The sequence below is a fragment of the Streptosporangium sp. NBC_01639 genome (assembly GCF_045209755.1).
Lineage (GTDB): Bacteria > Actinomycetota > Actinomycetes > Streptosporangiales > Streptosporangiaceae > Streptosporangium.
This window is the reverse complement of sequence record NZ_CP109272.1, coordinates 6,024,803-6,048,685: the sequence shown is the minus strand read 5'-3', so window position 1 is coordinate 6,048,685 and position 23,883 is coordinate 6,024,803. Positions and strand designations below refer to the sequence as shown.

Below are 23,883 nucleotides of genomic sequence, written 5' to 3'. Positions count from 1 at the left end.
AGGTATGTGCATACGACATGAAATGCTCACGGCACAGTCCGCAGTCGTTGCGCGTGTGCGGACAGTGCGGAACGGGATACGAGACCGGCCAGAGGTGGGGTACCGGTACCGCTCGGTCCTGCGGTCTTGCTGGAACGCGTCACCCGCCGGCATCCCCGGTTCGCTGCCCGCCGGGCATGGACCGCATGTCACCGGTGATCAGGATGACCAAGAACGGAGTGACGAGAGACCGACCTCAGCCGTTTTCCCTCGCGATCGCTTCGCGTACGGCCGGGACGATCTCCCCGGCCCAGCGGCCGAGGGTGCCGATGTCCTGGGCGCCGTGATCGGTCGAGAAGAGAATGAAGCCCGACGCGTCGTGCTCCAGCACGGCTCCGGTCAGTTCCTCGACCCACTGGCCGACCGAGCCGCCGATCCATCGGCCCTTGTGGTCACGGGTGGCGGGCAGTGGCCGGTCGGTGATGCGGCCGGGGAAGTTGTAGATCGTGCGAATCTCGCGCGGATCCCGGTTCACGACTGCCGCCGCCTCGTCGATGATCGGCCGCGAAGTCCGGTAGCGCTCGCTGAGCCAGTCCGCCGCGTGGCCGGGGATCCAGCCGTCGGCCACCCGGCCGGTGGCAGCCAGGGATTTCGGCCCGTTCGATCCCGTCCACACGGGAGGCGCGGCCACGGGAGCGGGCTCGATCTGGTGCACCTGGTAGTGGCGGCCCTGGTAGGTGACCGGCGATCCACCGCCCGACAGCTTCTTGACCAGGACGATCGCCTCCTCGAAGGCGTCCACCGCATCGGCCGGTGGCAGCCGGGGCACACCCATGTCGGCGATCCGGTCCCACAGCCCGCCCGCGCCCATGCCGAGCACGACGCGGCCGCCGGACAGCGCCGACAGCGACGTCGCGGTCCTGGCCAACATGGGAGCGGGCCGGGTCGGCAGGTTGGTGACATTGACGAGGCCGGCGATGTGCTGTGTACGTCCGAGGATGAAGCCGAGTGCGGCGTAGGCGTCCAGTCGTTCGCCGATGTAGGGATGGTCCGACAGCGAGAAGAGGTCGAGCCCGTCGCGGTCGGCCTGCTGAGCCATGCGCGTCAGCTCTGGCGCCTCGCCGATGCCGCTGTGCGCGCCGAAGCCGAAGACGACGTCGTGTCCGAACAAGGGTCTGCCTTTCCTCAGTGGTGTCCTGGTGTCTGGTGAGTGTGGCGGCCGAGCGTTCCGAGCCGCCGCGGAAAGCGCGATCCGTCGCCTTCAGGCGGAGCTGAACTGTTCGGTGAAGCGGCCGGGGAACAGGTCGGCCCCCTTGTACTGGACAACCGTCTCGGCCTGGACGCGGACCACCGTGCCCCGGGTCAGGAATTCGGCGTAGGGGAAGAACATGTTGCTCCCCCAGTCGGGCCGGGTCAGCGTCCGCAGCGATCCCGCCGTGTTGACGAACGCGTCCCCGGGATCGATGAGGACGACCTTTGTCTCGGCGACCAGCGCCTTGGCGAGTGCCGACCCTCCGTAACCGCCGCCGGCGACCGCCACTGTACGGCTCATGATGCGCACCCCGATCGACAAAAGAGATTGAGTTCGCGACACGAACCATATTAGTTCGTGTCGCGAACTGCAACCCGGGGCGATTTCAACGTTCGCGTTCCGGGGGTGCTCCCCCGCCGGGCTCCAGGAAGACCACGGGGACCTTGTTGTCCAGCACGACGCGGCCGAGCAGGTCGGCGAACGTGTCGCGGTCGGCGTCGGCGAGCCCCGTCGCCAGGTTCTCGATTCGCCCGCAGGCCTCTCCGTAGAACTCCTCCGCGAGCCCGTCCCCCTTCCTGGTGAGCGCGATCCGCACCGCACGCCAGTCCTGCGGATCCGGTATGCGTCGAACCAGGCCGTTGCGCTCGGTGCGGTCCACCAGGCCGGTGAGGCTCGACTTGGCCAGCCCCAGCATCGCACCCAGCTCGCTCATGCCGTACGGCTGCGCCATCAGTACGCACAGCAACCGCCCCTGCTGCGAGGTGAGGCCGTACTCTCTGGCGGACTCGGCGTACACGGCGTTCACCAGGAACGTGGACCGTACCAGCGCGGCCACCACGCCGATCCGTCCCTCGTCATGCTTTCCCACGCGTTCAGGGTAACATTCAAATGCTTTATAATTCGCAGGACGAACTACCATCATCGGTGGGCCACCGATGCCGCGATGACCGTAGGAATAGCAAGCCATGAATCCGGCTGATCAGGCCCTTGGCAAACCGCCGTGCGCGATCGACTGCTGTCAGCTAAGCCAGAGAACCCGTAGGACAACTACGCGCAGTTGGTCTTCGAGTATGAGATAAACGGCCAGGCCTTCTCGACAATCACCAAAGGCGTGCGCACGCATGTTCGCATCGGGACGTTTCCTGTTATAGGAGTCCCCGCTCCACGGATGGATCTCAAGCAGGTCGACGAGCGACGCGAACGATAGCAGCCCTTCCTTGGGAAGGGTTGCTATCCCCTCGGCCGCGCCGTCCTCGATCTCCACCGCATACATTTACAGCCCCAGCCGCGCCTTGGTCTCGGCCCAGGATCGGGCGGCCACGTTTTCGCCCCGGACCAGCCGATCCGCATGGTCGAGCATCGCGCGGTGGCCCGCGACGTCAGCCGACGACCAGGCGACTCGCCACCATCGCTCGACGAACGAGGTCACCGCCGTTAGGTCAAGGGTCTCCGTCGCCTCGGCCATGACAGCCCGGAACTCCCGGTCGAAATCTCCGACTTCTTCGGGAAGCAGAGCGGCCCGGATCGCACGCGGTGTCTTGTCCGGCGCGGGCAGAAAAGGCGCGACAGCCCTGTTCCCGTGTGGTTCTGCGGTCATCATGTCGGTCACCTCCTTCCGTCAGGCTAGAGGATCCTCCCGACACTTCACAGGCAACCCGGCAGGCCGATCGGCCACAACATCCATGACGCCTCTCGGAGCCACATGGCAGAAGCCTCCGGTCTTCGGCAAATCAACCATGATGGAAGACCCGCAGCCTCAGTCGTCTCGCTCGGACGGGTCACCTGGCTTGACGTGGGTGCCGCCGAGGCTGGGGTATCCATCGGAGCTCCGGAGGCCGCCGCGATCCGAGTGGGAGATCACCTGATCGGATTCCAGCCTTCGGCTTCAGACATCGGTGTCCTTCGGGTGACGAGGTGATGCGTAGACGACCCAGACAGTTCGGGTCGCGTCGTCGACGACATAGCGGACGCACCCGCCGCTGGTGACTTCGAATTCCCATTGCTCCAGTTCATGGCCATTGTGGCGATGAGTCGCGAGGTCGCCGCGTAAGCGATGTTGACGCTCATGATCAGCCCGTGAGCGTGGATCGGCGCGCAGTACCTCAAAACACCGGCGCGTGTTGGCCAAGGCGTGACGGCACAACTCCTCCCACCCCTTGACCGCGTCACTGCTACCGAACCGGATATCCCACTCGTCATCCGGAGGCGGGACCGTGACCCGATCACCACGCTTCGGACTCATCCTGAGACCTCCACCGGTCCGAAGTCACCGCTTGTGGCCTTGTCAGCCTGGGCGTAGCGCACAGGGTCGGCCTTGATCCGAGCGGTCGCCCGCCAGCCCGCGATGACTTTCTGGGTGGTGACGTCGACATCCAACTCCGCGGCGTCGGAGAGCGCCTCTACCAGTTCGAGGGTGAAGGCACGCAGTTCGGCGGAGGTGAGGTGGCGAACCCAGGGGAAGACCTCGGGCATGGCGATGACCAGAGCGCGGGCGGTCGGGTCGTGCTTGATGAGGGCGAGGAACAGACGGGATGCGGTAGCCAGTGTCTGCCCGCGCTGATCCTCGCGGTCGGCGGCGGTCAGGTAGAAATCGGGAGCGTCGCGGTGAGTGACGCGTACTCGACCGAGGCGCGCGGCGCGTTCGGCGACGGCTCGGGGGTTTCTCGACAGGTCCGAGAAGGTGACGGCGTCGGCGTTACTGGTGCTCACCCTGCCATCGTAAGTCAGAACACATTCTGATAGATGGTGAACCACTGGAGAGAATGCCCTGCCGTCGCCTGCCGTCGAAGCATCCGGGAATGGAGAACGGCGCCGCACGTCAGGTGCGGCGCCGTCTCCCTGTACGGCCGGTAGGGCCCTACTTGCGCTTGACGACCTCGTCGGTCAGCTGCGGGACGACCTGGTTCAGGTCACCCACCACACCGAAGTCGGCGAGCTCGAAGATCGGCGCCTCGGGGTCCTTGTTGATCGCGACGATCGTCTTGGCGGTCTGCATGCCGGCCCGGTGCTGGATGGCACCGGAGATGCCCGCCGCGATGTAGAGCTGCGGCGACACGGTCTTGCCGGTCTGGCCGACCTGGAACTGGTGCGGGTACCAGCCGGCGTCGGTGGCGGCGCGGGAGGCGCCCACTGCCGCGCCGAGCGAGTCGGCCAGCTTCTCGATGATCGAGAAGTTCTCCGCCGAACCCACGCCACGGCCGCCGGAGACCACGATGGCGGCCTCGGTGAGCTCAGGGCGGGCGCCCTTCTCCTCCTTGACGCGCTCCACGACCCTGGCGCCCTTGGCGGCCTCGGAGACGGTCACCGAGACCTGCTCCTCGGCACCGGCGCCCGCGGCGGCCTCGATCGGCGTCGCGTTGGGGCGGACCGCGACGATCGGGGTGCCCTTGGTCACCCGCGACTGGACGTTGACGCCGCCGCCGAAGATCGACTGCTCGGCGATCAGGCCGTCCTGGAGGCCCACGACGTCGGTGAGGACACCAGAGTCGATCTTGATGGCCAGCCGGCCCGCGATCTCCTTCGCCTCGGCCGTCGCGGCGACGAGCACCGCGGCCGGGGCCTTCTCGGAGACGAGCTGGGCCAGCAGCTCCGCCTTCGGCGCGACGACGTAGTCGGCGATGTCGGCGGAGTCGGCCAGGTAGATCTTCTCCGCGCCGTACTCGGCCAGCCTGGCCTTGGCGTCAGGAGAGTAGCCCGGCCCCGTCCACACGGCCGACGGCGTGCCCAGCTTGCGGGCGAGCGTCAGCAGCTCCAGCGTGACCTTCTTGACCTGGCCTTCGACGTGCTCGACCAGAACGAGAATCTCAGACATGTCAGCCAACCCCCGTTCTCAGACGAACTTCTTCGACGCGAGGTAGTCGGCGGTCTTCACGCCGCCGTCGCCCTCGTCCTTGACGACCGTGCCGGCCGCGCGCGGCGGGGCGACGGCGAAGTCGGCGACCTCGCTCCAGGAGTTGGCCAGGCCGACCTGGGCGGCGTCGATCTCGGCGTCGGCGAGGCCGAGCTTCTCGACCGGCTTCTTCTTCGCCGCCATGATGCCCTTGAAGGACGGGTAACGCGGGTCGTTGATCTTCTCGACCACGGAGACGACGGCGGGCAGCGATGCCTCCACCTTGTCGTAACCGTAGTCGGTGACGCGCTGGACGGCGATGGACGAGCCGTTCACCTCGACCTTGTTGGCAAAGGTGAGCTGCGGCACACCGAGACGCTCGGCCAGCATGGCGGCGAGGACGCCGGTGCGGGCGTCGGTCGACTCGGAGCCGAGCACGACCAGATCGAAACCGATCTTCTTGAGCGTCTGTGCCAGGGCGTAGGAGGTGCCCAGCGCGTCGGAGCCGTGCAGTGCGTCATCCACCAGGTGGACCGCCTTGTCGGCACCCATGGCCAGGGCCTTGCGAATGGTGTCACTGGCCTTGTCGGGGCCCATGGTGAGGACGGTCACCTCACCGCCGTGGGCCTCCTTCAGGCGCAGCGCCTCCTCGACCGCGTACTCACACAGTTCGTTGATGACGCCGTCGGCGGCATCGCGGTCGAGTGTCTTGTCATCGGACCTCAGCTTGCGCTCGGTCGCCGTATCGGGGACCTGCTTCACGCAGACGACGATGTTCATGGCCGGTGGCCGACCTCCCGTGTTCACGTGCGCCACCGCGTCGCTGCGGTTGGCGCCGGATGCTCGGTACGCACACGCGGGGCACGTGCGCGCGATGCCAAGACTGCCAGGTGCCCGAGGGCGGTATGACAGTGGGTGGCCCGGACGGAAACATACCCGCCCTGACTCCCGCCATCATGTTACCCATCGGTAGCTTAGGTGCAAACCACCAGGCTGTACGGCTCGCACCGGGCAGCCGGTGGCCCTCCCACCATACCGAACTATGTTCCGGAATTGGTGCGCGAATCCCCGCCCCCCGGCGAGCCGTCGGGAACACCGGAGGATCTCAGCTGGCTATCAGGATCGCCACCAGGACGAAAACCACCGTGCCGAGGGCCAGCGCGAGGGTGAGGGTGCTGAAGAACGCACCGAGGACGGCCCAGAGCACTACGGCGCCGGCGGCGCTGCCCAGGTCGACGATCATGCGCGGACGGTTCCGCCGGGCGAACAGGGCGATCGCCCCGTCGACGAGCGTCACCAGGCCGTAGCCGGTGAGCAGGAGCAGCGCCACCTCGGGAAGCGGCTCCCTGGCCGTGGCGGCCATCAGAGAGACGAGCAGACCGGTGCCGACGACCCAGCGGCGGTGCAGGACCACCCGGCGGCGCTCGCGGAGCTCCTCCGCCGAGAGCCTGCCGGACACCGGCCGCCGCCCGCGACGCCACTCACGGGTGGTGAGCTCCTGTACGGCGTTCCCCGCCCCTCCCGCCTCGTGCAGGGCGACGTCCTGGACCTCGGCGGGCTCCCGGCCTCCGACGGCCTCATGGACCCGGGTGGCGACCGGGGAGGGCCGGGGCCGGGGCCGCGGGATCACCGTGTGGGCGGCCGGGCCCGCGGCACCCAGACGGTCCAGCAGCTCGCCCGCGATGGGCCGGTCGGCCGGATCCCGCCGCAGGCACTCCTGGAGCACCGGATCCAGCCAGCCGGGCACCCCCTCCAGGTCGGGGGCCTGATGGACGACGCGGTAGCCCACCGCCGAGGCCGGACCCGTGCCGAACGGATGCCGGCCGGTGGCCGCATAGGCCAGCGTGGCGCCGAACGAGAAGAGGTCGGCCTCCGCCCCGGAACCAGTGCCCTCGATCACCTCGGGCGCCAGGTAGCCCGGTGTGCCGAGAATCACACCGGACACGGTGACCGAGACGGAGTCGAGCGCGCAGGCGATGCCGAAGTCGATCACGACCGGCTCGCCGTCGGTCAGGATCACGTTGGCGGGCTTCAGGTCGCGGTGCACGACCCCGGCCGCGTGCACCGCGGCCAGCGCCTCGGCCAGGCCGCGCGCCAGCCGTACGAGACCGTCGCCCTCGACCGGCCCGTCACCGGCGACCACCGCGCTGAGCGGACGGCCCTGCACGTATCGGGTGACCAGGTAGGGGCGATCGCCTTCCAGCGAGGCGTCCAGGACCTCGGCGACGTGCGGGCCCTCGACCCGCCGCATGGTCTCCACCTCTCGGGCCAGCCGCGCGAGGGCCGTCGCGTCGGCCGCGACCTGCGGGTGCAGGATCTTGACCGCCACCGTGTGCCCCTCGGGGTCCAGCGCCAGGTGGACCTCGCCGAACCCGCCCGCGCCCAGTGTCGACAGCAGGCGGTACGGGCCGAGGCGTGCACCGTCCGGCGCTCCCATGCGACTCCCTCCGGCGTGTCTCCCCCCATCGTGCCCTAGAGGGGCCGATCTCGCACGATCACCGTCCGAAGGTGAGGAACCCGAGGCCGAGGCTCCGCATCAGGTCCTTGACGAGACCGCCGACGAGGTCGATGACACCCATCTTGCCGTTCTCCACCTGGAGCTGCCACTGTCTGGTGAGTTGCTTCACCACGTCGCTCGGCTGGTCCCACGGGGTGAAGGACGCCTCCACTCCCAGGGTCGCCATCACCGCGAAGAACGCCAGCGTGCCCAGGATGATCGTGGTCACCATGGCCGCCCCGGGGCTGCGGATCACGCCGGTCAGCGTGCGGGCGACGGCCTTGCGCGGCTTTCCGCCGCCGGGCAGCACGAACAGCCCGGCCACGAACCCGCCCGCCGCGTAGGCGGCGGCCGGGTCGGTGTCCATCTTCACGCCGTAGGCCAGCACACCCCACACGCACATGCCGAACATCGCGGCCAGCGGGGCCGTCAGCAGCGTGGCGAGCACCGCCTTGATGAGCGCCCACGGGGTGCCGAGCACCGCCAGCAGCGGGTCGGTGGCGCTGTTGCCCCGCACCGAACGGCGCTGGGCCAGATCCCCGAAGAGGTATTCGCCGACCCGCAGGCAGGCCACCGCGACCAGCGCGAACGCGCTGACCATGACCGGCAGCACGCAGGCCAGCGCGACGACGATCGTCAGCAGCAGCAGCGCGGCCAGCGGGTGGCCGGTGCGGTAGCGCGGACGGTCCTGCGGCGGCTGGACGGCCGGCGGGGTATGGGGCCGGGGCTGGGTCGCCGGCGGGGCGTACGGCCGGGCCGGGCCGGTCGGCGGGGGCGGCGGGTAGCCGGCGACCCGCTGGTCGGCGTAGGGCGGCGGCGGTGCGCTCCTCGACTGCCGCGCCGAGGGCGATGCCGGGACATAGGGCGGGGGCGGGGTGGCCGGGACGTAGGGCGGCGGGGTCGTGGAGCGGGCCGGCTCGGCACGCGGCCTGCGTTCCCGCTCCCGCCGCTCAGGTCGGGCGTACTCCACCGGGGTCAGCAGGTCGGAGTAGCTTCCGTCCTGCGGCAGCGCCCGGGTGCCGCTCGGCGCGGGCTGCCCGGCCGGCGTGGACGGGGTCTGCCCGTCCAGGATCCTGGTGCCGTCGGCGTTGAGCTTGGCGCCGTCGATGTCGAGCACCCTGGTGCCGTCGGCGTTGAGCTTGGCGCCCTCGGTGTCGAGCACCTTCGTGCCCTCGGTGTTGAGCACCCTGGTGCCGCTGTCGGGGACGGCGGTGGCCGACGTCTCCTGGAAGACCGTCACCGAGGGGTCGAGGGCCCGCGCCATCCGGTACAGCGCCTGCGCGCTCGGCCGGGCGGCGGGGTCCACCGCCAGGGCCTGGCGCAGCCAGCCGCGCAGCCAGGCGGGCGCCAGGTCGATGTTGGCCCGCCCCTCCATGATGTTGAAGCAGACGACCTCGAAGCTGCCCGTGCCGAACGGCGGCTTGCCGGTCGCTCCGAAGAAGACCGTCGAGGCCAGCGCGTGCACGTCGGCGGCCTGGGTGATCTCGGTGTCCCGGATGATCTCCGGGGCGAGGTAGCCGGGTGTGCCGACGAACATGCCGGTCTGGGTCAGCCGGGTGGCGTTGACCAGGTGCGCGATGCCGAAGTCGATGACCAGCGGCTCGCCGTCGACGATCATCACGTTGGACGGCTTGAAGTCACGGTGGATGACGTCGGCGGCGTGGATCGCCACGAGCGCCGCGCACATGCCCCGGGCGAGGTTGATCACCTCTTCGGGCGAGAGCGGCCCGTCGGTGAGGACCGTCTCCTCCAGCGTGCGGCCCGGGGCGAAGCGGGTCACCACGTAGGGCTGCTTGCCGGACAGCTCGGCGTCGAGGACCTCGGCCACCTGCGGGCTGCGCACCCGCCGCATGGTCTCCACCTCACGGGTGAGCCGATCGCGGGCCTTCAGGTCGGCGGCCACGTGCGGGTGCAGGACCTTGACGGCCACCTCCCGCCCGTTCTCGTCGAGCCCCAGGTGGACGACCCCCATGCCGCCCTCGCCGATCTTTCTGAGCAGGCGGTACGGTCCCAGCCGCTCAGGCGCCTGCGTGTCCCCCGTCATCGCGCCGCCTTCCGTAGATCCGTCAGTTCCGTCACCACCGTCCCGACATCGACCGGCGCCCACAGCGCCTGCCGTGCCCCGCCTCTCACGGTGCCGATCGCAAGAAAGATCATGAGTACGGCCACCGCACCCAGCACCGAGACCATGATCATGGCCGCGCTGCGTGAAGGCAGCGATGATGCCAGCGTACGTCGCATCTGGCGGCTGGGGCCCTCCACGCCGGGTCCCGCGCAGACCGTCCAGAGCGCGACCGCCGCGCCCCAGCTCAGCGCGTTCGCGGCGGGCATCCTCCCGACGACCACGGTGAGCAGCAGTGTCACCGGCAGGCCGAGGATCAGCGCGTACGGCACGAGCGCGACGGTGATGCCCACCGACTTCAGCAGCGCGGACGGCTGGCTGAGCACCCGGAGCACGTCCGCGGCGGCCGCACCCGCCGGGCGGCGGGTGTTGAGCCTGGGCTGGGCGATGTCGGCGGCGCGGAGCAGGACCGCGACCGGGATCGCCACGACGGCGACGGCGACCGGCATCATCACGGCCGCGGCCGTCATGACGATCAGCATCATCGCGCTCGCGACGCCGTACGCCCTGGAGCGCTGCAGCGTGTGCCCCGGCCGCACACCGAGGTGCGGGGCCGCGGGCATCTGCGGCTGGGGCGGCTGCGGGTGCGCGTACGGGTAGGGCGGCGGCGCGGGCCGGACGGGTGGCGTCTGCTCGAACAGGGCCTGCTGCTGCGGGTACGGCGGCGGGGCCTGGCCGGGCTGGGGAAAGTTGTTGCGGACGTAGTCCTGCAGGTCCTGCGGGCGGACCCGCTGGGTGGGGACGTCGTCGCCGGCCATCGGGGCGGCGGCCTCCCGCCGGTCGGGAGGGGCGGCCTCCGGTCTGGCGGGAGGGGAGGGCCTGAACTGGTCGCCGGTGGAGAAACGGCCCCGGCTGGGGATGTCCTCCGGGCTGAGCACGCCGGTGGGCAGGTCGCGCGGGTCCTGCTGGGCCGCGGCCTGGCGCAGCTCCTCGGCCGTCACCCGGCGGGTGGGCGACGGGTCGGGGGGCTGCTCGCCGAGCAGTGAGACGTATTCGCGCGGCTGTGCCGCCGGGGCCGGGGGCCACGGCGAAGACTGCGGCGGGCCGCCCGGTCGGGAGGCCACCGGTGTCGGCATGTCGCCCGGATCGCCGAAGTGCGCGACCGTGGCGGTCTCGTCGGACACCCGGGGACGGCCCGGGCGGGGCAGCAGGCGCTCCACCTGGGCGGCCAACTCGGTGGCCTTGGGCCGCTTGGCCGGGTCGCGCTGCAGCGCGGCCCGCAGCACCGGCCGGAGCTCCGGCGGGACGGCGTCCACGTCCGCCTTGCCCGCGGTGATGTTGTAGAAGATCATTTCCAGCGTGCCCTTGCCGAAGGGCGGCTGGCCGGTGGCCGCGAAGATCAACGTGCCCGCCCAGGCGTGCACGTCCACCTCGGGGCCCGCCTCGTGGCCCTCGATGATCTCGGGGGCGAGATAGCCGGGCGTGCCGATGAACATGCCGGTCTGGGTGAGCCGGGTGGCGTCCACCGCCTGCGCGATGCCGAAGTCGATGAGGACGGGCTTGCCGTCCAGGATGAGGACGTTGCCCGGTTTGAGGTCGCGGTGGATCACTCCGACGGAGTGCACGGCGGCGAGCGCCGTCGCCACCCCGTACGCGACCTTCAGCAGCCCGGACAGCCCCATCGGGCCGTCCTGCTTGATCAGCTCGTCCAGTGGCTGGCCGGGGACGTATCGGGTCACGATGTAGGGCCGCAGACCGGTCACATCGGCGTCGAGCACCTCGGCGATGTGCTCGCTGCGGACCCGCCGCATGGTCTCCACCTCGCGCGAGAGCCGTCGGCGCGCGACATCGTCGCCGGCCACCTCGGCGCGCAGGACCTTCACGGCCACCTGCCGCCCCTGTGGGTCGACCGCGAGGTGGACGACACCCATACCGCCCTCACCGAGCCGCCGGAGCAGTCGGTAGGGGCCCAGTCGGTCGTCCTGATTCATGGCATGAAGAACCATACCGGCTTAAACACCGCCCATGAGATGAACCATCAGGCCATATTCTTCAACTGAACAACGTGTGCCAGAGCTCAACGGTTTCCCAAACACCGGCAACACTCAATCTCTTTTCGGCGTCAGTTGGCCAACCGGAGCACCTCGGCGGTTTTCAGGCCGGCGAGCACCGCACCCGGGACCGCCAGCTTGGAATGCCGGACGCCACTGCCGATCACGACCCCCGGATGGGCCGCCACGGCCTCGTCCACGAGCACCGGCCATCCCTCGGGCAGTCCCAGCGGAGTGATCCCGCCGTACTCCATCCCGGTCAGGCCGACCGCCTCCTGCTGCGGCGCGAAGGAGATCTTCCGCGCGTCCAGGTGCCGGCGGATCACCCCGTTGACGTCCGCCCTCGTCGTGGCGAGCACCATGCAGGCCGCGTAACGGACCTCCCCGGCCCGCTTGGCCGCCACGATCACGCAGTTGGCCGACTCCCCCGGCGCCACGCCGTAGCGCTCGCAGAACGCCGCCGTGTCCGCCAGCGCCGGGTCGATCTCCGCGACCTCGACCCCGTCGAGCCCGGCGACCGCCCGTGCCACCGGCTCCGCCAACAGGTCGGGCCGGCCGGCCGCCCCCACCCAGTCCAGTGTCCCGATCGCCATCGTCGCCCCCCTCGGATCATCCGTACCTGAGAGACTGTACGGCCCCCGCGGACGACTCAGGACGGCGTCCGGACAACCCGGCGGTGGAGTTCGGTGACGGCCTTCCTCGCCGACTCCATGGCGCCGGCCTGCCATGCGATCAGGTGGGTGAGCCAGTCGCCCGCGAAGTGGACCCGGCCCGCCGGGCGCTGCAGGAGGGTGAAGGCGCCCTGGTGGGAGGGCCAGGCGACCCAGCCGCCCTCGATGTGCGGCTGGCGGTGCCAGGCCATCGAGACGCTGGAGCGGAGCTCGCTGCGGTATTTCTCACCGTGGATCTTCTTGCCCTGGGTGAGCGCGCGGTTCAGCCGGTCGCGGTGGGACATCCCGCCGTACCGCACGGCGCCGTCCCCGGTGTTGTAATAGCCGACGACCAGGCCGCTCCTCGCGTGATAGCCGTAGGAGGGGTACCAGATGTGGGTGATGTCCAGGTCGGTCTCGGTGATCCCGCCGTAGATGCGGTCGTCGATCTCCCACCACCGCCTGCCGTACTCCAGGCCGATCTTGCCCGCGGCCACCGGGACGGGGGTGCGGAGCGCGGCGGTGACCGGGGTGCCCAGGTTGTGCGGGATACGGGCGAGCAGATGGGGCGGGAGGGTGGCGATGCAGTAGTCGGCGCGGAGCGTGCCGCCCCGGTGGGTCACCTCGACGCCGTCGGGCAGGTCCTTGATGCCGGTGACCGGGGCGCCCGTCTTGATCCGGTCGCGGCCGACCTCCCGCACCAGCGCGGTCACGATCGCGTCCATGCCGCCCACCGGCTGGAACATGGGCATGGCCTGCTCGTAGCCGAAGTCCATGGTGAGCGCCCGGCCCGTGCCGGCGGCGAGCACGTCGGTCAGGGAGGGCGGCGTGCCGGCGGAGACCCCGCCGGTGACCCCCGGGTAGGTCTCGAAGCCCCGGCGGGTGGAGCCCCGGTAGGTCAGGTCGGGTCCGAGGTCGCCGAAGCTCCGCAGGAACTCCGCGAGCCGGTCGCGGTCGTCCTTGGTCAGCCGCCGGTTCAGCGCGCCGGTGTGGGCCGCCTTGGCCAGCAGTTCCGCGATGTACCCGTAGGCGTCGGCGCGGGCCGTCCGCGCCCGCGCGGGCGCGGTCATACCGGCCGTGTAGAGGTAGGCCGAGGCGTTGTTGTTGACGAACGCCTCGATGGGCACGCCCAGTTCGCGGCAGTAGTCCAGGGTGACCATCCACTGCGCGATCCGTCCCGGTCCGGCGTTGAAGTAGGTCCCCTCCTCGAACTCCGCCGTCTGGGTCTCCCCGCCCGTCTCGGTCAGCCGGTCCCCGGCGCGCAGTGTGAGGTTCCTGCCGCCCACCCGGTCGGCCGCCTCCAGGACGGTGCAGTCGTATCCGGCCTTGCCCAGCTCGTAGGCACAGGTCAGACCGGCGACCCCGGCCCCGAGGATCACCACCTTGGCCGCGCCCCTGCCGTGCAGGGAGAAGTCGGAGGGCCGCGGCGGGACGAAGGCCTTCTCCTGGGAGTCGGGGGCCAGGCCGAGCGCCCCCATGGCCGCGAACATCGCCCCGGCGCCGCCCGCCGCGCCCACGCCGATCAGCAGTGCCCGGCGTGTCATCACAGAGTCGGTCATCGCGCGTCAGCCGTACCCGTGGCTGCCGCAGGCGATCTGGCCGCCGATGGTGGCGAAGAGGCCCATGAGACCCATGATCTGGGCGAAGTCGTCGGTGGTGAACTCGGTGTGGCGGGGTCCGGCCGACCGCACGCCGGGAATGAGCGCGCAGCCGGCGGCGATCGCGGTGGAGTTCCACTCGACGCCGAGGGTGAACGGCGGTTCGGGGGCGCAGAGGCGGAAGTCGGCGACCCGGTTGAGCGCACGGACGGTGGCCTGGTAGATCCGGGCCTGGGCGACGGCGGGCGGCAGGAGCTCGGCGGAGAACCGGTTGACGCCCGTCTTGACCGCGACGGTCTCGACGTCGCCGAGCAGTTCGCGGGCCTCCTCGCAGACGGCCTCGTCCCCGGTCACCAGGGCCACCGGCACGCCGAGCGACCCGGCGAACGACGCCACCAGGCGGGTCTCGCCGCAGACCTCGCCGTTGAGGTAGACGTTCTGGATCTCCTTGCCCATCCAGGTGTGGTTGAGGACGCCGTCCGGGACCCCGGCCCGCGCGTGGTATCCGGCGAAGCAGGCCGCCCGGTGGCTCCGGTCGAGTCCCTGTCCCATCCGCAGCGGCTTGCCCGGCCCCCGGATCAGCGTGGCCCGCTCGTCGAGCAGGTCGATCCTGAGGTTCTTGGTCGATCCGTGGGCGTCGTTGACGCGTACGGCCTCGGCCCCGGCGTCGAAGGCGCCCCGGATGACGGCGTTGGCGTCGGCGGTCATCAGCTCGCAGCCGCGCTCGTAGCCTCGGCCTCCGGCCTGCATCTCCTCCGGGTCGGTCAGACCCGTGACGCCCTCCATGTCCACCGAGACGTAAACCTTCACGACATCCCCCAGGTCTCGACGCGGCGCGCCTCGTCGTCACTCATGAAACCGATCTTCTCTGCGACGAAGTCACGGACCTGCTTGCGCCACGGCTCGGGGATCTCCTCGATCGCGGGCGGGTAGCAGCGGTCGAGCCAGGCCGTCGACGCCTCGGTCGCGCCCAGGAACGCCGCGGCTCTGCCGAAGAGCGTGTCCTCGATGCCGGGCACCCGTGCGCAGCCGTACTCGATCATCTCCTGGCCGCCGTACGGCGGGGGCTCCTGCCATTTTCGCGCGACCGGCCGGCCCGGAGCGACCGTGGTGCGCAGCGGGCGGCGTTCGACGGCGGCCTGGATGAGCTCCTTGTAGAGGCACTTCCCGCAGGTGCCGCAGGGGCCGTTCACGCCGCGCAGGCACCAGCGGACCTGCTCGCGCAGGTCCGACTCCAGGGCGAGGCGCATGGTGACGGCCTCGCTGACCCCGCCGACGGGGAGCACGATGTGCAGGCCGGCCGCGGCGAAGGCCCGGCCCCAGGCGCCGTCCGGGGACCACATCGGGTTGTCGGGGGTGTAGCGGAGCAGGTAGCGGTCGCCGCCCAGCCAGCGCGAGCCCAGCTCGTAGCCGAAGGCGAGGCCGCCCAGGTCGAGCTCGTCGGCCAGCAGCAGCGCCCCGGCGGCCACCGCGTGGTGCTCGGGGTAGCCGGGCCGGGGCTCGGCGAGGGTGAACTCCAGGTCGGAGCGGACGACGGTCAGCTCGCGGCCGGTCTTCTCGGCCAGCGAGGCCAGCACGTCGGCGCGGTAGTGGGTCCAGCGGTTCGGCACCCGCGGGTGGGAGACCCGTTGGAAGTGCACGAACGGCGCGTCGGGCAGCATCGCGGCCACGGCCGCGGAGTCGGCGCCGCCGCTGTAGGAGATCGCCAGCCTGCTGCCGGTGCGCACGACCTCGCCGACCGGTCCCGCCTCGACCCCCCAGCCCGCCTGGATCGCCGCGGCGAGCTCCGGCGAGATCGGCCGGTCGAAGGCGATCGCGCGCCGGGTCCACGGCGCGACGACGGTCCACGCGGCGAGCGCCGCCAGGTCGGGGTGGACCGCGCGCGGCTCGCGCGGCAGCTCGACCCGGAAGGAGTTCGTGGCCAGCTTCAGGGGCTGGCCGTCGGCGCAGAACCCGGTGATGGCGTCCTCCGGGTCCAGCCGGAAGACGAGATGCCACACGGCGCCGTCGGCCGTCCAGGTGGCCCTCATCCGGCGCTCCCCGGGAAGCGCACCAGGCTCACCGACGCCGGACTCCCGGAGGACGGACTGCCGGAGGACGGACTGCCGGAGGACGGGCTCGCGGAGGACACGCCTCCGGGGAGGCGGTCCACCGCCTGCCAGAGCATGACCTCGTTCTGGAGAACCCCATCCAGCGCGGTCGCCGTCTCCCGGGCCAGCCGATGGGCGTCGTCCCAGCGCTCCGCCCGGTCCTGGGCGACGCCGGACTTGGCCACCTGCGCCCGGAGCCGGTCGACCTCGGCCCGGAGCGCGGTCACCTCCCGGCCCAGTGTCTGAACCTCCCAGAGGGCATCCTTGATGTCCTGCCGGTGATCGGCGAGGGAGATGTACCGGGAGTCGAACCACCCACGCACCGCCCGCCGTAGCCGGGCGGGCACCAGAGCACGCTTCACCAACCGAACCATAATCCGGCACGATACCGGCAAAGCTTGATCTACCAGGACGGTCCTGTCACGGATTGATTCCAGCGGCCGCAAGAGAGCGGCATCGGTGGCCGGTGAACGCGGCCCGGACCCGCTCCGCGAAGGCGCCCACCGGCCCCGGCACCGTCGCCGGACCGCAGCTCAGCGGCCGGTGGAACATGGACCGGGCCTCCCTCTCGAAGGCCGCGCACCCGACCCCGGCGCCGCCTCCGAACCGGATCTCCCTCGAAGGCCGCACACCGACCTCCGGGCCGGAGCTCAGCGGCCGGTGAACGTGGCCTGAGCCTTCTCCGCGAAGGCGCGCATGCCGATCCCGGCGTCGTCGGTGGCGAACAGGGCCGCGAACTGGAGCCGCTCGATCTCCAGGCCGGTGGCCAGGTCCACCTCGAGGCCGCGGTCGACGGCCTGCTTGGCGGCGCGCAGGGCCAGCGCGGGACCGCCGACGAACCTGGCGGCGTAGGAGAGCGCCTCGTCGTAGACGTCGGTGTCGGGGACGACCCTGTCGACCAGCCCGATCTCCAGCGCCTCCGCGGCAGGGACGTGGCGGCCGGTGAAGATGAGGTCCTTGGCCCTGGCCGGGCCGACCAGCCGGGGCAGCCGCTGGGTGCCGCCCGCGCCGGGGATGATGCCGAGCAGGATCTCCGGCTGGCCGAACTTGGCCGACTCGCCGGCGATCCGGATGTCGGCGCAGAGCGCGAGCTCGCAGCCGCCGCCCAGGGCGTAACCGGTCACAGCGGCGATGACCGGCTTGCCGATTTGCGCGACGGCGGTGAAACAGTCCTGCAACGCCCCGGAGTGCACCGACATGTCGGCATAGGACATGCCGGCCATCTCCTTGATGTCGGCCCCTGCCGCGAAGACCCGCTCCCCGCCGTAGACGACCACGGCATGGACGCCGGTGTCGGCGTCCACCTGCCGGGCGCACTCCGCGATCTCCTCCTGCACCTGACGGTTGAGCGCGTTCATCTTGGGCCGGTCCAGCCTGATCGTCGCGATCCCCTTGGCCGTCTCCACCCGCACGAACTCGCCCATGACCGTCCCTCCGCCGAAAATGCCGTCCCCCCAACATAGGGCGCGCGTCAGTTGACGGGCAGTGCCAGATCCCTGGTTTCCCCAGGAGGCTCGACAAGCCCTCCGGTCAGCCGGCAGTAGATCCTCTCGTACTTCTCGCTCATCGCGTCGATGCCGAACCGGCGGGCGACGTGGGACCGGCACGCATGCGGGTCGATCATGTCCGCCCCCTCGATGGCCTCGGGGAGCTCGTCGGCACGGGCGCGGACGAAACCGGTGATCCCGTCCACGACCACCTCGGGCACGGCTCCCCGGCCGAGCGCGACCACGGGCGTCCCGCAGGCCATGGCCTCGATCATCACCATGCCGAACGGCTCCTCCCACAGGATCGGGAAGACCAGGCAGCGGGCCGCCGCCAGCAGCTCGCGCTTGCGGTCGGCGTCAGCCTCGCCGACGTACTCGGCGTCGGCGCCGAGCCGGGGCCGGACGTACTTCTCGAAGTAGTCGTGCTCCACCTGCTCGGTGAGCTTCCCGGCGAGCAGGATCCGCCGCCCGGCCGTCCGGGCGGCGTCGATGGCCAGGTGGGCGCCCTTGTCCTCGTTGAACCGGCCCAGCCACAGGACCCAGTCGTCCTTGTGCTCCCGGAAGGGGAAGGACTGGGTCTCGACGGCGTTGTGGACGACTCCGGCCCAGTTCAGCTTCGGGGCGAGCCGCCGCTGCGCCGTGGAGATGGCGACCATCGACACGGTTTCGGAGAGGACCCGGTAGTACGCGCCGAGCTCACCGTCCACCTCGCCGTGGCAGGTCACCAGGGTGGGCACGCGCCGGGTGGCCGCGGTCAGCGGTCCGGCCAGCGAGTGGTCGTGCACGATGTCGGCGTCGAGGTCGGCGATGATGTCCTGCGCCATGGCCGCGTGCAGCACCTCGGGCATCGCCTCGCCGATGCGCCCGGAGGGCGCCGGATCGTAGGTGCATAGGAAACGCGCGGGTGTCCCCGGCTTGCCCGCCCCGATCAGGGTGATGTCGTGCCCGCGCCGCGAGAGCCCGGCGACGAGTCCGGCCAGCATCGACTCGATGCCGCCATAGCCCAGGGGTGGCACGTCGTACCAGGGCGGCGCGATCATCACGATGCGCATCCCGCCGCCGCGCCACCCCTGAAGTTCTGTTGTGGAGATCATGCCCACCTCGCTTCCGGGCCCCTCGGCCCTCGGGAACCTCTGGATTAACCGATCAGGGTGTCGGGGGAGGTCCGGCAGTGAGCCGACATGGGTGGGCGCGGCTCGTTGCGCAGGGTCATGCCCTTGGGCAGCCCGGTGACGGACACCTTGCCGCCCTTGACGTCGATCGTGATCCGGGAGTCGGCGAAGGGGAGCGCGGTGATCCGTATGTCGTCCAGGCCGGTGGGGTCCAGCCAGACCTGGCCGTAGGGGACCCACGGGTCGAAACGGAGCAGGTTGCGGACCAGGTGGATGGGGGTCGCGGCGGCCCAGGCCTGCGGGGAGCAGGAGGTGGGATACGGCACCGGCATGGGGAACTGCGCCCGGTCGAACCCGCAGAACAGCTCCGGCAACCGCATGCCGAAGGCCTCGGCCGCGTCCAGCATGCCGTAGGCGATCCGCTGCGCCTCCTCGACGAAGCCGTAGCGCATCAGGCCGGCGACGGCGATGGAGTTGTCGTGCGGCCAGACCGAGCCGTTGTGGTAGCTCATCGGGTTGTAGGCGCCCATTCCGGCGGCCAGGGTGCGCATGCCGTACCCGGTGAACATCTCCGGAGACAGCAGGTGCCCGGCGACGGAGGCCGCCCGGTCCTTCTCGATGATGCCGGTCCACAGGCAGTGCCCCATGTTGGAGGCCAGGCTGTCGATGGGGCGGCCTCCGCCGTCGAGCCCGATGGCGTAATAACCCCGGTCCGGCAGCCAGAACCTCTCGTTGAACGCCTCCCGGATCCTGGTCGCGCGGCCGATCCAGTGGTCCTCCCGGTCCTGGTCGCCGGCCTCGTGCGCGAAGTGGGCACGCGCGTTGTAGGCGGCGTAGACGTAACCCTGGACCTCGGCCAGGGCGATGGGCGGGCGGGCCAGGGTGCCGTCGGCGAAGTTGACGCCGTCGAAGGAGTCCTTCCAGCCCTGGTTGACCAGGCCGTGGTCGGTCCTGCGGCGGTAGAAGAGGAAGGGGTCCGCGGATCTGGTGATCCAGTCGAGGGCGTCGTCGGCGTGCGGCAGGAGCTCCTCGACCTCCTTGCCGTGCAGGCCCCACCGCCGCAGCTCGCCCAGGAGCATCACGAACAGCGGGCTGGAGTCGACCGACCCGTAGTAGGCGAGGCCCCCGTGCGGTGAGACGCCGGCCTGCACCCCGAAGCGGAGCTCGTGCAGGATCTTGCCCGGCTCCTCCTCGGTGAGCGGGTCGTCGACCCTGCCCTGCAGCCGGGCCAGGCGCCGCAGGGTGCCGATCGCCAGCGACTGGTCCAGCGGCAGCGCCATCCAGGACGCCAGCAGCGAGTCGCGGCCGAACAGGGTCATGAACCACGGCGCCCCCGCGGCGATGCTGGGCGGTTCGTCGGGCTGGTCGGGATCGAACAGCCGCAGCGCCCCGAGGTCCTCCCTGGAGCGGTGCAGGATCTGGGCCAGCGCACGGTTGGAGGTGCTGACGGCCGGGCTGTGCCGCCGCCAGTCGGCGCGGCGCCGGACGGGCTCGGCGTGCTCCAGCGGATGGCGGGTGGAGAACCAGCCTGGCGTCTCCTCCCCCTCCAGGATCGGGTTGACCTGCAGGGTGACGGTCCAGTCGGCTCGGGCGGGAACGACGATCCGGAAGATGAGCATGCCGGGGACGGCGAACGGGGCGGGGTCGGCCAGTACCCGGGTGCCGCGTGACCGGAGGGCGGAGAAGATCATGAATCCTGACCGGTCGGGCGTCACCTCCACATCGGCCACATAGTGGACCCGGCCGCTTTTCACCTCGAACAGGTCGGCCATGTCGGAGCCGACGTACATGTCGAGCACGCATCCGGCCGGTTCGTCGGACAGGTTGCGCAGGGTCAGATCCTCCCGGAGGCCCGCGCCCACATAGCGGTCCCTGATCACCAGCAGGGTGCTCTCCACCCGCCCCGGCCGGGGAGCGGCCCGGCCGACGAACGTCGCGTGGTACGGCTCACCTGCGATCACGGTGAGCGGCTCGACCGGCGCCTCGTCCACCCGAAGCTCCCAGCGCGACACCAACCGGGTGTCGGCGTGGAAGATCCCCTGTGCTCCGCCCTGCACGATGTCGCCGTTGCCGGCGCACACGCAGAAGGACCCGTTCTCGACCAGGGTCACCGTGGTGTCGCCCAGGGTGCCGGGCTGACCTTCGAAAGTCCACCCGTCCAATGGCTTCTCCCGGTGTGAGTGGATGCCCCTGGAGAACTTCCCCCCTCACACGGAAGAGGAACGGCACATCAGCCGCTCACCGCAACGTTTTGCCTGATCAGAACGGTTATCACGCCTTCTCCCACCAAGAAGGACACGCGCGAGCCAGACTCTCTTCAGCCCGAAGGTCACCCGGCCGTGAGCGGATTGAACCAGTCCAGCTTCGGGAAACGGGCGAAGTCGGAGTCGGCAGAACAGACACCCATGCCATGCTCGATCGCAAGTGCGGCGAGATGAGCATCCGTGACCATGTTTCCCCTTAGGTCACCATCGACGAGAAGCTCGCGCAACACCTCGGCGTGCCGACTCGTCGGCACCGGAATCCATACGGCCTCAGCAGCCAGCCACTCTTCGACGAAGCTCCACGCCTCGCTTATCGCCAGCGGATTGGCCGACGCCCGTGGATGGGTCGAGATTCTCAGAAAGGCGGACAACGAGTTCCACGGCAGGCCGACACGGACCGGACCGTTGAGGGCAGTTTCCAGCCACGCTTTCGAGGCGCCGTGAAACGGGTTTCCGCTGTCCACCGCATAAAGCAGGACATTAGCGTCCACGATCATCAGCTGTGATCCAGGTCATCGAGCAGGTCGAGGGCCTCTGCCACATTCGACACATCCACCCGCAGCCCTATCGCCCGTGTCCGCTGCTGGAAGGGGCGGCGTTCAGGGCGGGCACGCATGCCCGCGCGGGCGAGCTCGTTGAGCGCTTCGCTGAGGCCGATATGCCTTTCATGCCTCAGCCGCTCGACTGCGGCGATCACATCCTCGTCAAGACGCACAGTCGTCCTCATTTCATGAGCCTGACATCAGGGATGCCTGCAATCAAGCATCAAGATGAGCCTCGACTCTACATCAAATGATTACTCTCCGTTTGCGATCGGGCGCTGTCGGCAACCGATCCTCCTGGTAGGTCTGACGCTCACCGGGACGGGCCAGGGGCGGCTCAACCTCGTCGACCCCGGATGGTGAAGGAATTCTTCGCTAACCGTCACAAATATGAAGAAACTTATTGACATCGCGATCTTAACTTCGCAGTCTGACTTGCACCGGATCCCCCAGCCGAGGAGCACCCCCATGCAACGATCCACGCCGCTCCGGATGGCGGTCGCCGCCGTCATGGCCGTCGGCGGCCTCGCCCTCATCCAGCCGGCGTCGGCCCAGGCGGCTCCCGACGACCGGCAGGCGGCCTTCACCCAGGCGGCCGAAACCTACGACGTGCCCGAGAGCGTCCTGCTCGGCGTGTCCTACCTGGAGTCCCGCTGGGACGCCAACGCGGGCCTGCCGAGCAACTCCGCCGGTTTCGGCCCCATGCACCTCACCGACGCCGCCGCGCTCAACACGGCGCCCGCCGCCGACCACCACGGTCAGGGCGAGGAGGATCCCCGCGGCGACGACAGCCGACCGCTCACGCTGCGCGAGCACCTGGCGGCGCCCGCCGCGATCCCCGCCTCCCTCCGGACGCTGGAGAAGGCCGCCGAACTCACCGGCGCGAGCCGCGAGGAACTGCGCGCGGACCCGGCCGCCAACATCCGCGGCGGCGCCGCGCTGCTGGCCGACTACCAGAAGCAGCTCGGCGCGCCGCTCAGCGCCGACCCGGCCGAGTGGTACGGCGCGGTGGCCCGCTACTCGGGCGCCGACGAGGCCGACGCGGCGAAGTTCTTCGCCGACGAGGTGTACGCCACGATCGAGTCCGGCGCCGAGCGGGTCACCGACGACGGGCAGAAAGTCGGCCTGAAGGCGGTGCCCGGCCTGAAGAAGATCGAGAAGTGGCTGGAGAGGCTCGGGCTGCACCCGGCCCGCCGCGACGGCGTCGAGTGCCCGCCCACGATCTCGTGCGAGTGGGTCCCGGCGCCCTACCAGGCCCTGCCGAACGACGACTACGGCAACCACGACCTGGCCGACCGGCCGCGGAGCCAGAAGGTCGAATACATCGTCATCCACGACATGGAGGGCTACTTCGACCCCTCCGTGCGGCTGGTCCAGGACCCCACCTACGTGAGCTGGCACTACTCGCTGCGGTCCAACGACGGCCACATCGCCCAGCACGTCAAGACCAAGGACGTCGCCTGGCACGCGGGCAACTGGTACATCAACTCCAAGTCCATCGGCCTTGAGCACGAGGGCTTCCTCGGCGAGGGCGCCGCCTGGTACACCGAGGCGATGTACCGCACCTCGGCCAGGCTGGTGCGTTACCTGGCCCTGCGGCACGGCGTCCCGCTGGACCGCGCGCACATCATCGGCCACGACAACGTGCCGGGCACCATTCCGAGCACCGTGCGGGGCATGCACGAGGACCCGGGCCCCTTCTGGGACTGGGCGCACTACTTCGAGCTGCTCGGCAGGCCGCTGCACGGCTCCGGCGGGCCCAAGGCGGAGTCGGTGATGATCCTGCCCGACTTCGACAAGAACCAGCCGTACTACTACGGCTGCGACCGCAAGAACCCGTCGGCCGACTGCGTGCCGCAGGGCTCGTCGTCGGTCTGGCTGCGCACCGAGCCGCGCGAGGACGCCCCGCTGGTCAAGGACATCGGCAAGCACCCGACCGGCGACTCGCTCTACAGCGTCTTCGACCACAGCGCCCGCGCCAACACCGGCCAGCGCTACGCCCTGGCCGACCGGCAGGGCGACTGGACGGCGATCTGGTATCTCGGCCAGAAGGCCTGGTTCCACAACCCGGCCGCCCAGCCCACCGCGGTCCCCTCGCGCGGCCTGGTGGTGACGCCCAAGCCCGGTCTCGCGAGCATCCCGGTGTACGGCAGGGCGTACCCGGAGGCGGAGGCCTACCCGGCGGGCGTGCCGTACCAGGCGGTCACCCCGCTGCAGTACACGTTCGCCGCGGGCCAGCGTTACACCCTCGGCCTCGCCGCCCAGAGTGAGTACTACCGGGCGGTGACCTTCGACGCGTCCCAGCACCTGGTGGTCCGCGGCAAGCTGAAGTACTACCAGATCCAGTTCGGCCACCGGGTGATGTTCGTCAACGCCGACGACGTCGTGGTGTCCGTCGCCTGATCCCGGAACGGCCCCGAGCGGGCCGGGGGAACCGGGCGTGCGCCCCGCTCCCCCGGCCCGCTCATCT

Annotated in this window: 24 protein-coding genes; 2 read left to right on the top strand and 22 right to left on the bottom strand. The window is 70.4% G+C overall.

What is annotated here, in order from left to right; all coding sequences use genetic code 11:
- Positions 1-235: 235 nt before the first annotated feature.
- The 17 genes from OHA77_RS27685 to OHA77_RS27605 all read right to left on the bottom strand — a co-directional run bounded on the left by OHA77_RS27685 (position 236) and on the right by OHA77_RS27605 (position 16,370).
- Positions 236-1,150: an LLM class flavin-dependent oxidoreductase gene (locus OHA77_RS27685; protein WP_406312366.1), complete on the bottom strand. Its 915-nt coding sequence runs from the start codon at positions 1,148-1,150 to the stop codon at positions 236-238.
- A gap of 90 nt (positions 1,151-1,240) precedes the next feature.
- A complete protein-coding gene (locus OHA77_RS27680; protein WP_406312365.1) occupies positions 1,241-1,531 on the bottom strand; it encodes a hypothetical protein in 291 nt (96 codons plus the stop codon).
- An 85-nt stretch (positions 1,532-1,616) separates the two neighbouring features.
- Positions 1,617-2,099, bottom strand: coding sequence for a MarR family winged helix-turn-helix transcriptional regulator (locus OHA77_RS27675; protein WP_406312364.1), 483 nt, complete (start codon positions 2,097-2,099; stop codon positions 1,617-1,619).
- Between the two features lie 150 nt (positions 2,100-2,249).
- Positions 2,250-2,495: a hypothetical protein gene (locus OHA77_RS27670; protein ID WP_406312363.1), complete on the bottom strand. Its 246-nt coding sequence runs from the start codon at positions 2,493-2,495 to the stop codon at positions 2,250-2,252.
- Between the two features lie 9 nt (positions 2,496-2,504).
- Positions 2,505-2,828: a DUF6247 family protein gene (locus tag OHA77_RS27665; protein WP_406312362.1), complete on the bottom strand. Its 324-nt coding sequence runs from the start codon at positions 2,826-2,828 to the stop codon at positions 2,505-2,507.
- A gap of 288 nt (positions 2,829-3,116) precedes the next feature.
- Positions 3,117-3,473 carry a hypothetical protein gene (locus OHA77_RS27660; RefSeq protein ID WP_406312361.1) on the bottom strand — a complete coding sequence of 119 codons (357 nt, stop codon included), beginning with the start codon at positions 3,471-3,473 and terminating at the stop codon, positions 3,117-3,119.
- Positions 3,470-3,940 (bottom strand): hypothetical protein, encoded by a 471-nt coding sequence (locus OHA77_RS27655; RefSeq protein ID WP_406312360.1) that lies wholly within the window; start codon positions 3,938-3,940, stop codon positions 3,470-3,472. The genes OHA77_RS27660 and OHA77_RS27655 overlap by 4 nt, the downstream gene beginning before the upstream one ends.
- Before the next feature lie 148 nt (positions 3,941-4,088).
- Positions 4,089-5,042: an electron transfer flavoprotein subunit alpha/FixB family protein gene (locus OHA77_RS27650; protein WP_406312359.1), complete on the bottom strand. Its 954-nt coding sequence runs from the start codon at positions 5,040-5,042 to the stop codon at positions 4,089-4,091.
- A gap of 18 nt (positions 5,043-5,060) precedes the next feature.
- Positions 5,061-5,840: an electron transfer flavoprotein subunit beta/FixA family protein gene (locus OHA77_RS27645; protein ID WP_326825272.1), complete on the bottom strand. Its 780-nt coding sequence runs from the start codon at positions 5,838-5,840 to the stop codon at positions 5,061-5,063.
- A 325-nt stretch (positions 5,841-6,165) separates the two neighbouring features.
- Positions 6,166-7,497: a serine/threonine-protein kinase gene (locus OHA77_RS27640; RefSeq protein WP_406312358.1), complete on the bottom strand. Its 1,332-nt coding sequence runs from the start codon at positions 7,495-7,497 to the stop codon at positions 6,166-6,168.
- 58 nt (positions 7,498-7,555) lie between these two features.
- The gene (locus OHA77_RS27635; RefSeq protein ID WP_406312357.1) at positions 7,556-9,601 is read right to left on the bottom strand and encodes a protein kinase domain-containing protein; all 2,046 of its coding nucleotides are present in this window, start codon (positions 9,599-9,601) and stop codon (positions 7,556-7,558) included.
- The gene (locus OHA77_RS27630; RefSeq protein WP_406312356.1) at positions 9,598-11,610 is read right to left on the bottom strand and encodes a protein kinase domain-containing protein; all 2,013 of its coding nucleotides are present in this window, start codon (positions 11,608-11,610) and stop codon (positions 9,598-9,600) included. Before OHA77_RS27630 ends, OHA77_RS27635 begins: the two co-directional genes overlap by 4 nt.
- 131 nt (positions 11,611-11,741) lie before the next feature.
- Complete coding sequence (locus OHA77_RS27625) at positions 11,742-12,263, bottom strand: YbaK/EbsC family protein (RefSeq protein ID WP_406312355.1); 522 nt, start codon at positions 12,261-12,263, stop codon at positions 11,742-11,744.
- 56 nt (positions 12,264-12,319) lie between these two features.
- The gene (locus OHA77_RS27620; protein WP_406312354.1) at positions 12,320-13,879 is read right to left on the bottom strand and encodes a flavin monoamine oxidase family protein; all 1,560 of its coding nucleotides are present in this window, start codon (positions 13,877-13,879) and stop codon (positions 12,320-12,322) included.
- A 6-nt stretch (positions 13,880-13,885) separates the two neighbouring features.
- Positions 13,886-14,728, bottom strand: coding sequence for a M55 family metallopeptidase (locus tag OHA77_RS27615; RefSeq protein WP_406312353.1), 843 nt, complete (start codon positions 14,726-14,728; stop codon positions 13,886-13,888).
- On the bottom strand, positions 14,725-15,948 hold the full coding sequence (locus OHA77_RS27610; protein WP_406312352.1) for a DUF6395 domain-containing protein: 1,224 nt from the start codon (positions 15,946-15,948) through the stop codon (positions 14,725-14,727). Before OHA77_RS27610 ends, OHA77_RS27615 begins: the two co-directional genes overlap by 4 nt.
- A complete protein-coding gene (locus tag OHA77_RS27605; protein WP_406312351.1) occupies positions 15,945-16,370 on the bottom strand; it encodes a hypothetical protein in 426 nt (141 codons plus the stop codon). The genes OHA77_RS27610 and OHA77_RS27605 overlap by 4 nt, the downstream gene beginning before the upstream one ends.
- A gap of 104 nt (positions 16,371-16,474) precedes the next feature.
- On the opposite strand from OHA77_RS27605, the gene OHA77_RS27600 reads away from it, so the two are divergent.
- The gene (locus OHA77_RS27600; RefSeq protein WP_406312349.1) at positions 16,475-16,672 is read left to right on the top strand and encodes a hypothetical protein; all 198 of its coding nucleotides are present in this window, start codon (positions 16,475-16,477) and stop codon (positions 16,670-16,672) included.
- Here the strand turns inward: OHA77_RS27600 and OHA77_RS27595 are convergent.
- The 5 genes from OHA77_RS27595 to OHA77_RS27575 form a co-directional block, all read right to left on the bottom strand.
- Positions 16,659-17,432, bottom strand: coding sequence for an enoyl-CoA hydratase/isomerase family protein (locus OHA77_RS27595; protein ID WP_406312348.1), 774 nt, complete (start codon positions 17,430-17,432; stop codon positions 16,659-16,661). The genes OHA77_RS27600 and OHA77_RS27595 overlap by 14 nt on opposite strands.
- Positions 17,433-17,479: 47 nt before the next feature.
- Entirely contained in the window at positions 17,480-18,589 is a 1,110-nt protein-coding gene (locus OHA77_RS27590; RefSeq protein ID WP_406312347.1) for a glycosyltransferase family 4 protein, read from the bottom strand.
- Positions 18,590-18,633: 44 nt separating this feature from the next.
- On the bottom strand, positions 18,634-20,769 hold the full coding sequence (locus tag OHA77_RS27585; protein ID WP_406312346.1) for a glycogen debranching N-terminal domain-containing protein: 2,136 nt from the start codon (positions 20,767-20,769) through the stop codon (positions 18,634-18,636).
- Between the two features lie 167 nt (positions 20,770-20,936).
- Positions 20,937-21,368 carry a TA system VapC family ribonuclease toxin gene (locus OHA77_RS27580; protein WP_406312345.1) on the bottom strand — a complete coding sequence of 144 codons (432 nt, stop codon included), beginning with the start codon at positions 21,366-21,368 and terminating at the stop codon, positions 20,937-20,939.
- Positions 21,368-21,598, bottom strand: coding sequence for a ribbon-helix-helix protein, CopG family (locus OHA77_RS27575; protein ID WP_406312344.1), 231 nt, complete (start codon positions 21,596-21,598; stop codon positions 21,368-21,370). The genes OHA77_RS27580 and OHA77_RS27575 overlap by 1 nt, the downstream gene beginning before the upstream one ends.
- 283 nt (positions 21,599-21,881) lie before the next feature.
- On the opposite strand from OHA77_RS27575, the gene OHA77_RS27570 reads away from it, so the two are divergent.
- Positions 21,882-23,816, top strand: coding sequence for an N-acetylmuramoyl-L-alanine amidase (locus OHA77_RS27570; protein ID WP_406312343.1), 1,935 nt, complete (start codon positions 21,882-21,884; stop codon positions 23,814-23,816).
- The last annotated feature ends 67 nt before the right edge of the window (positions 23,817-23,883 follow it).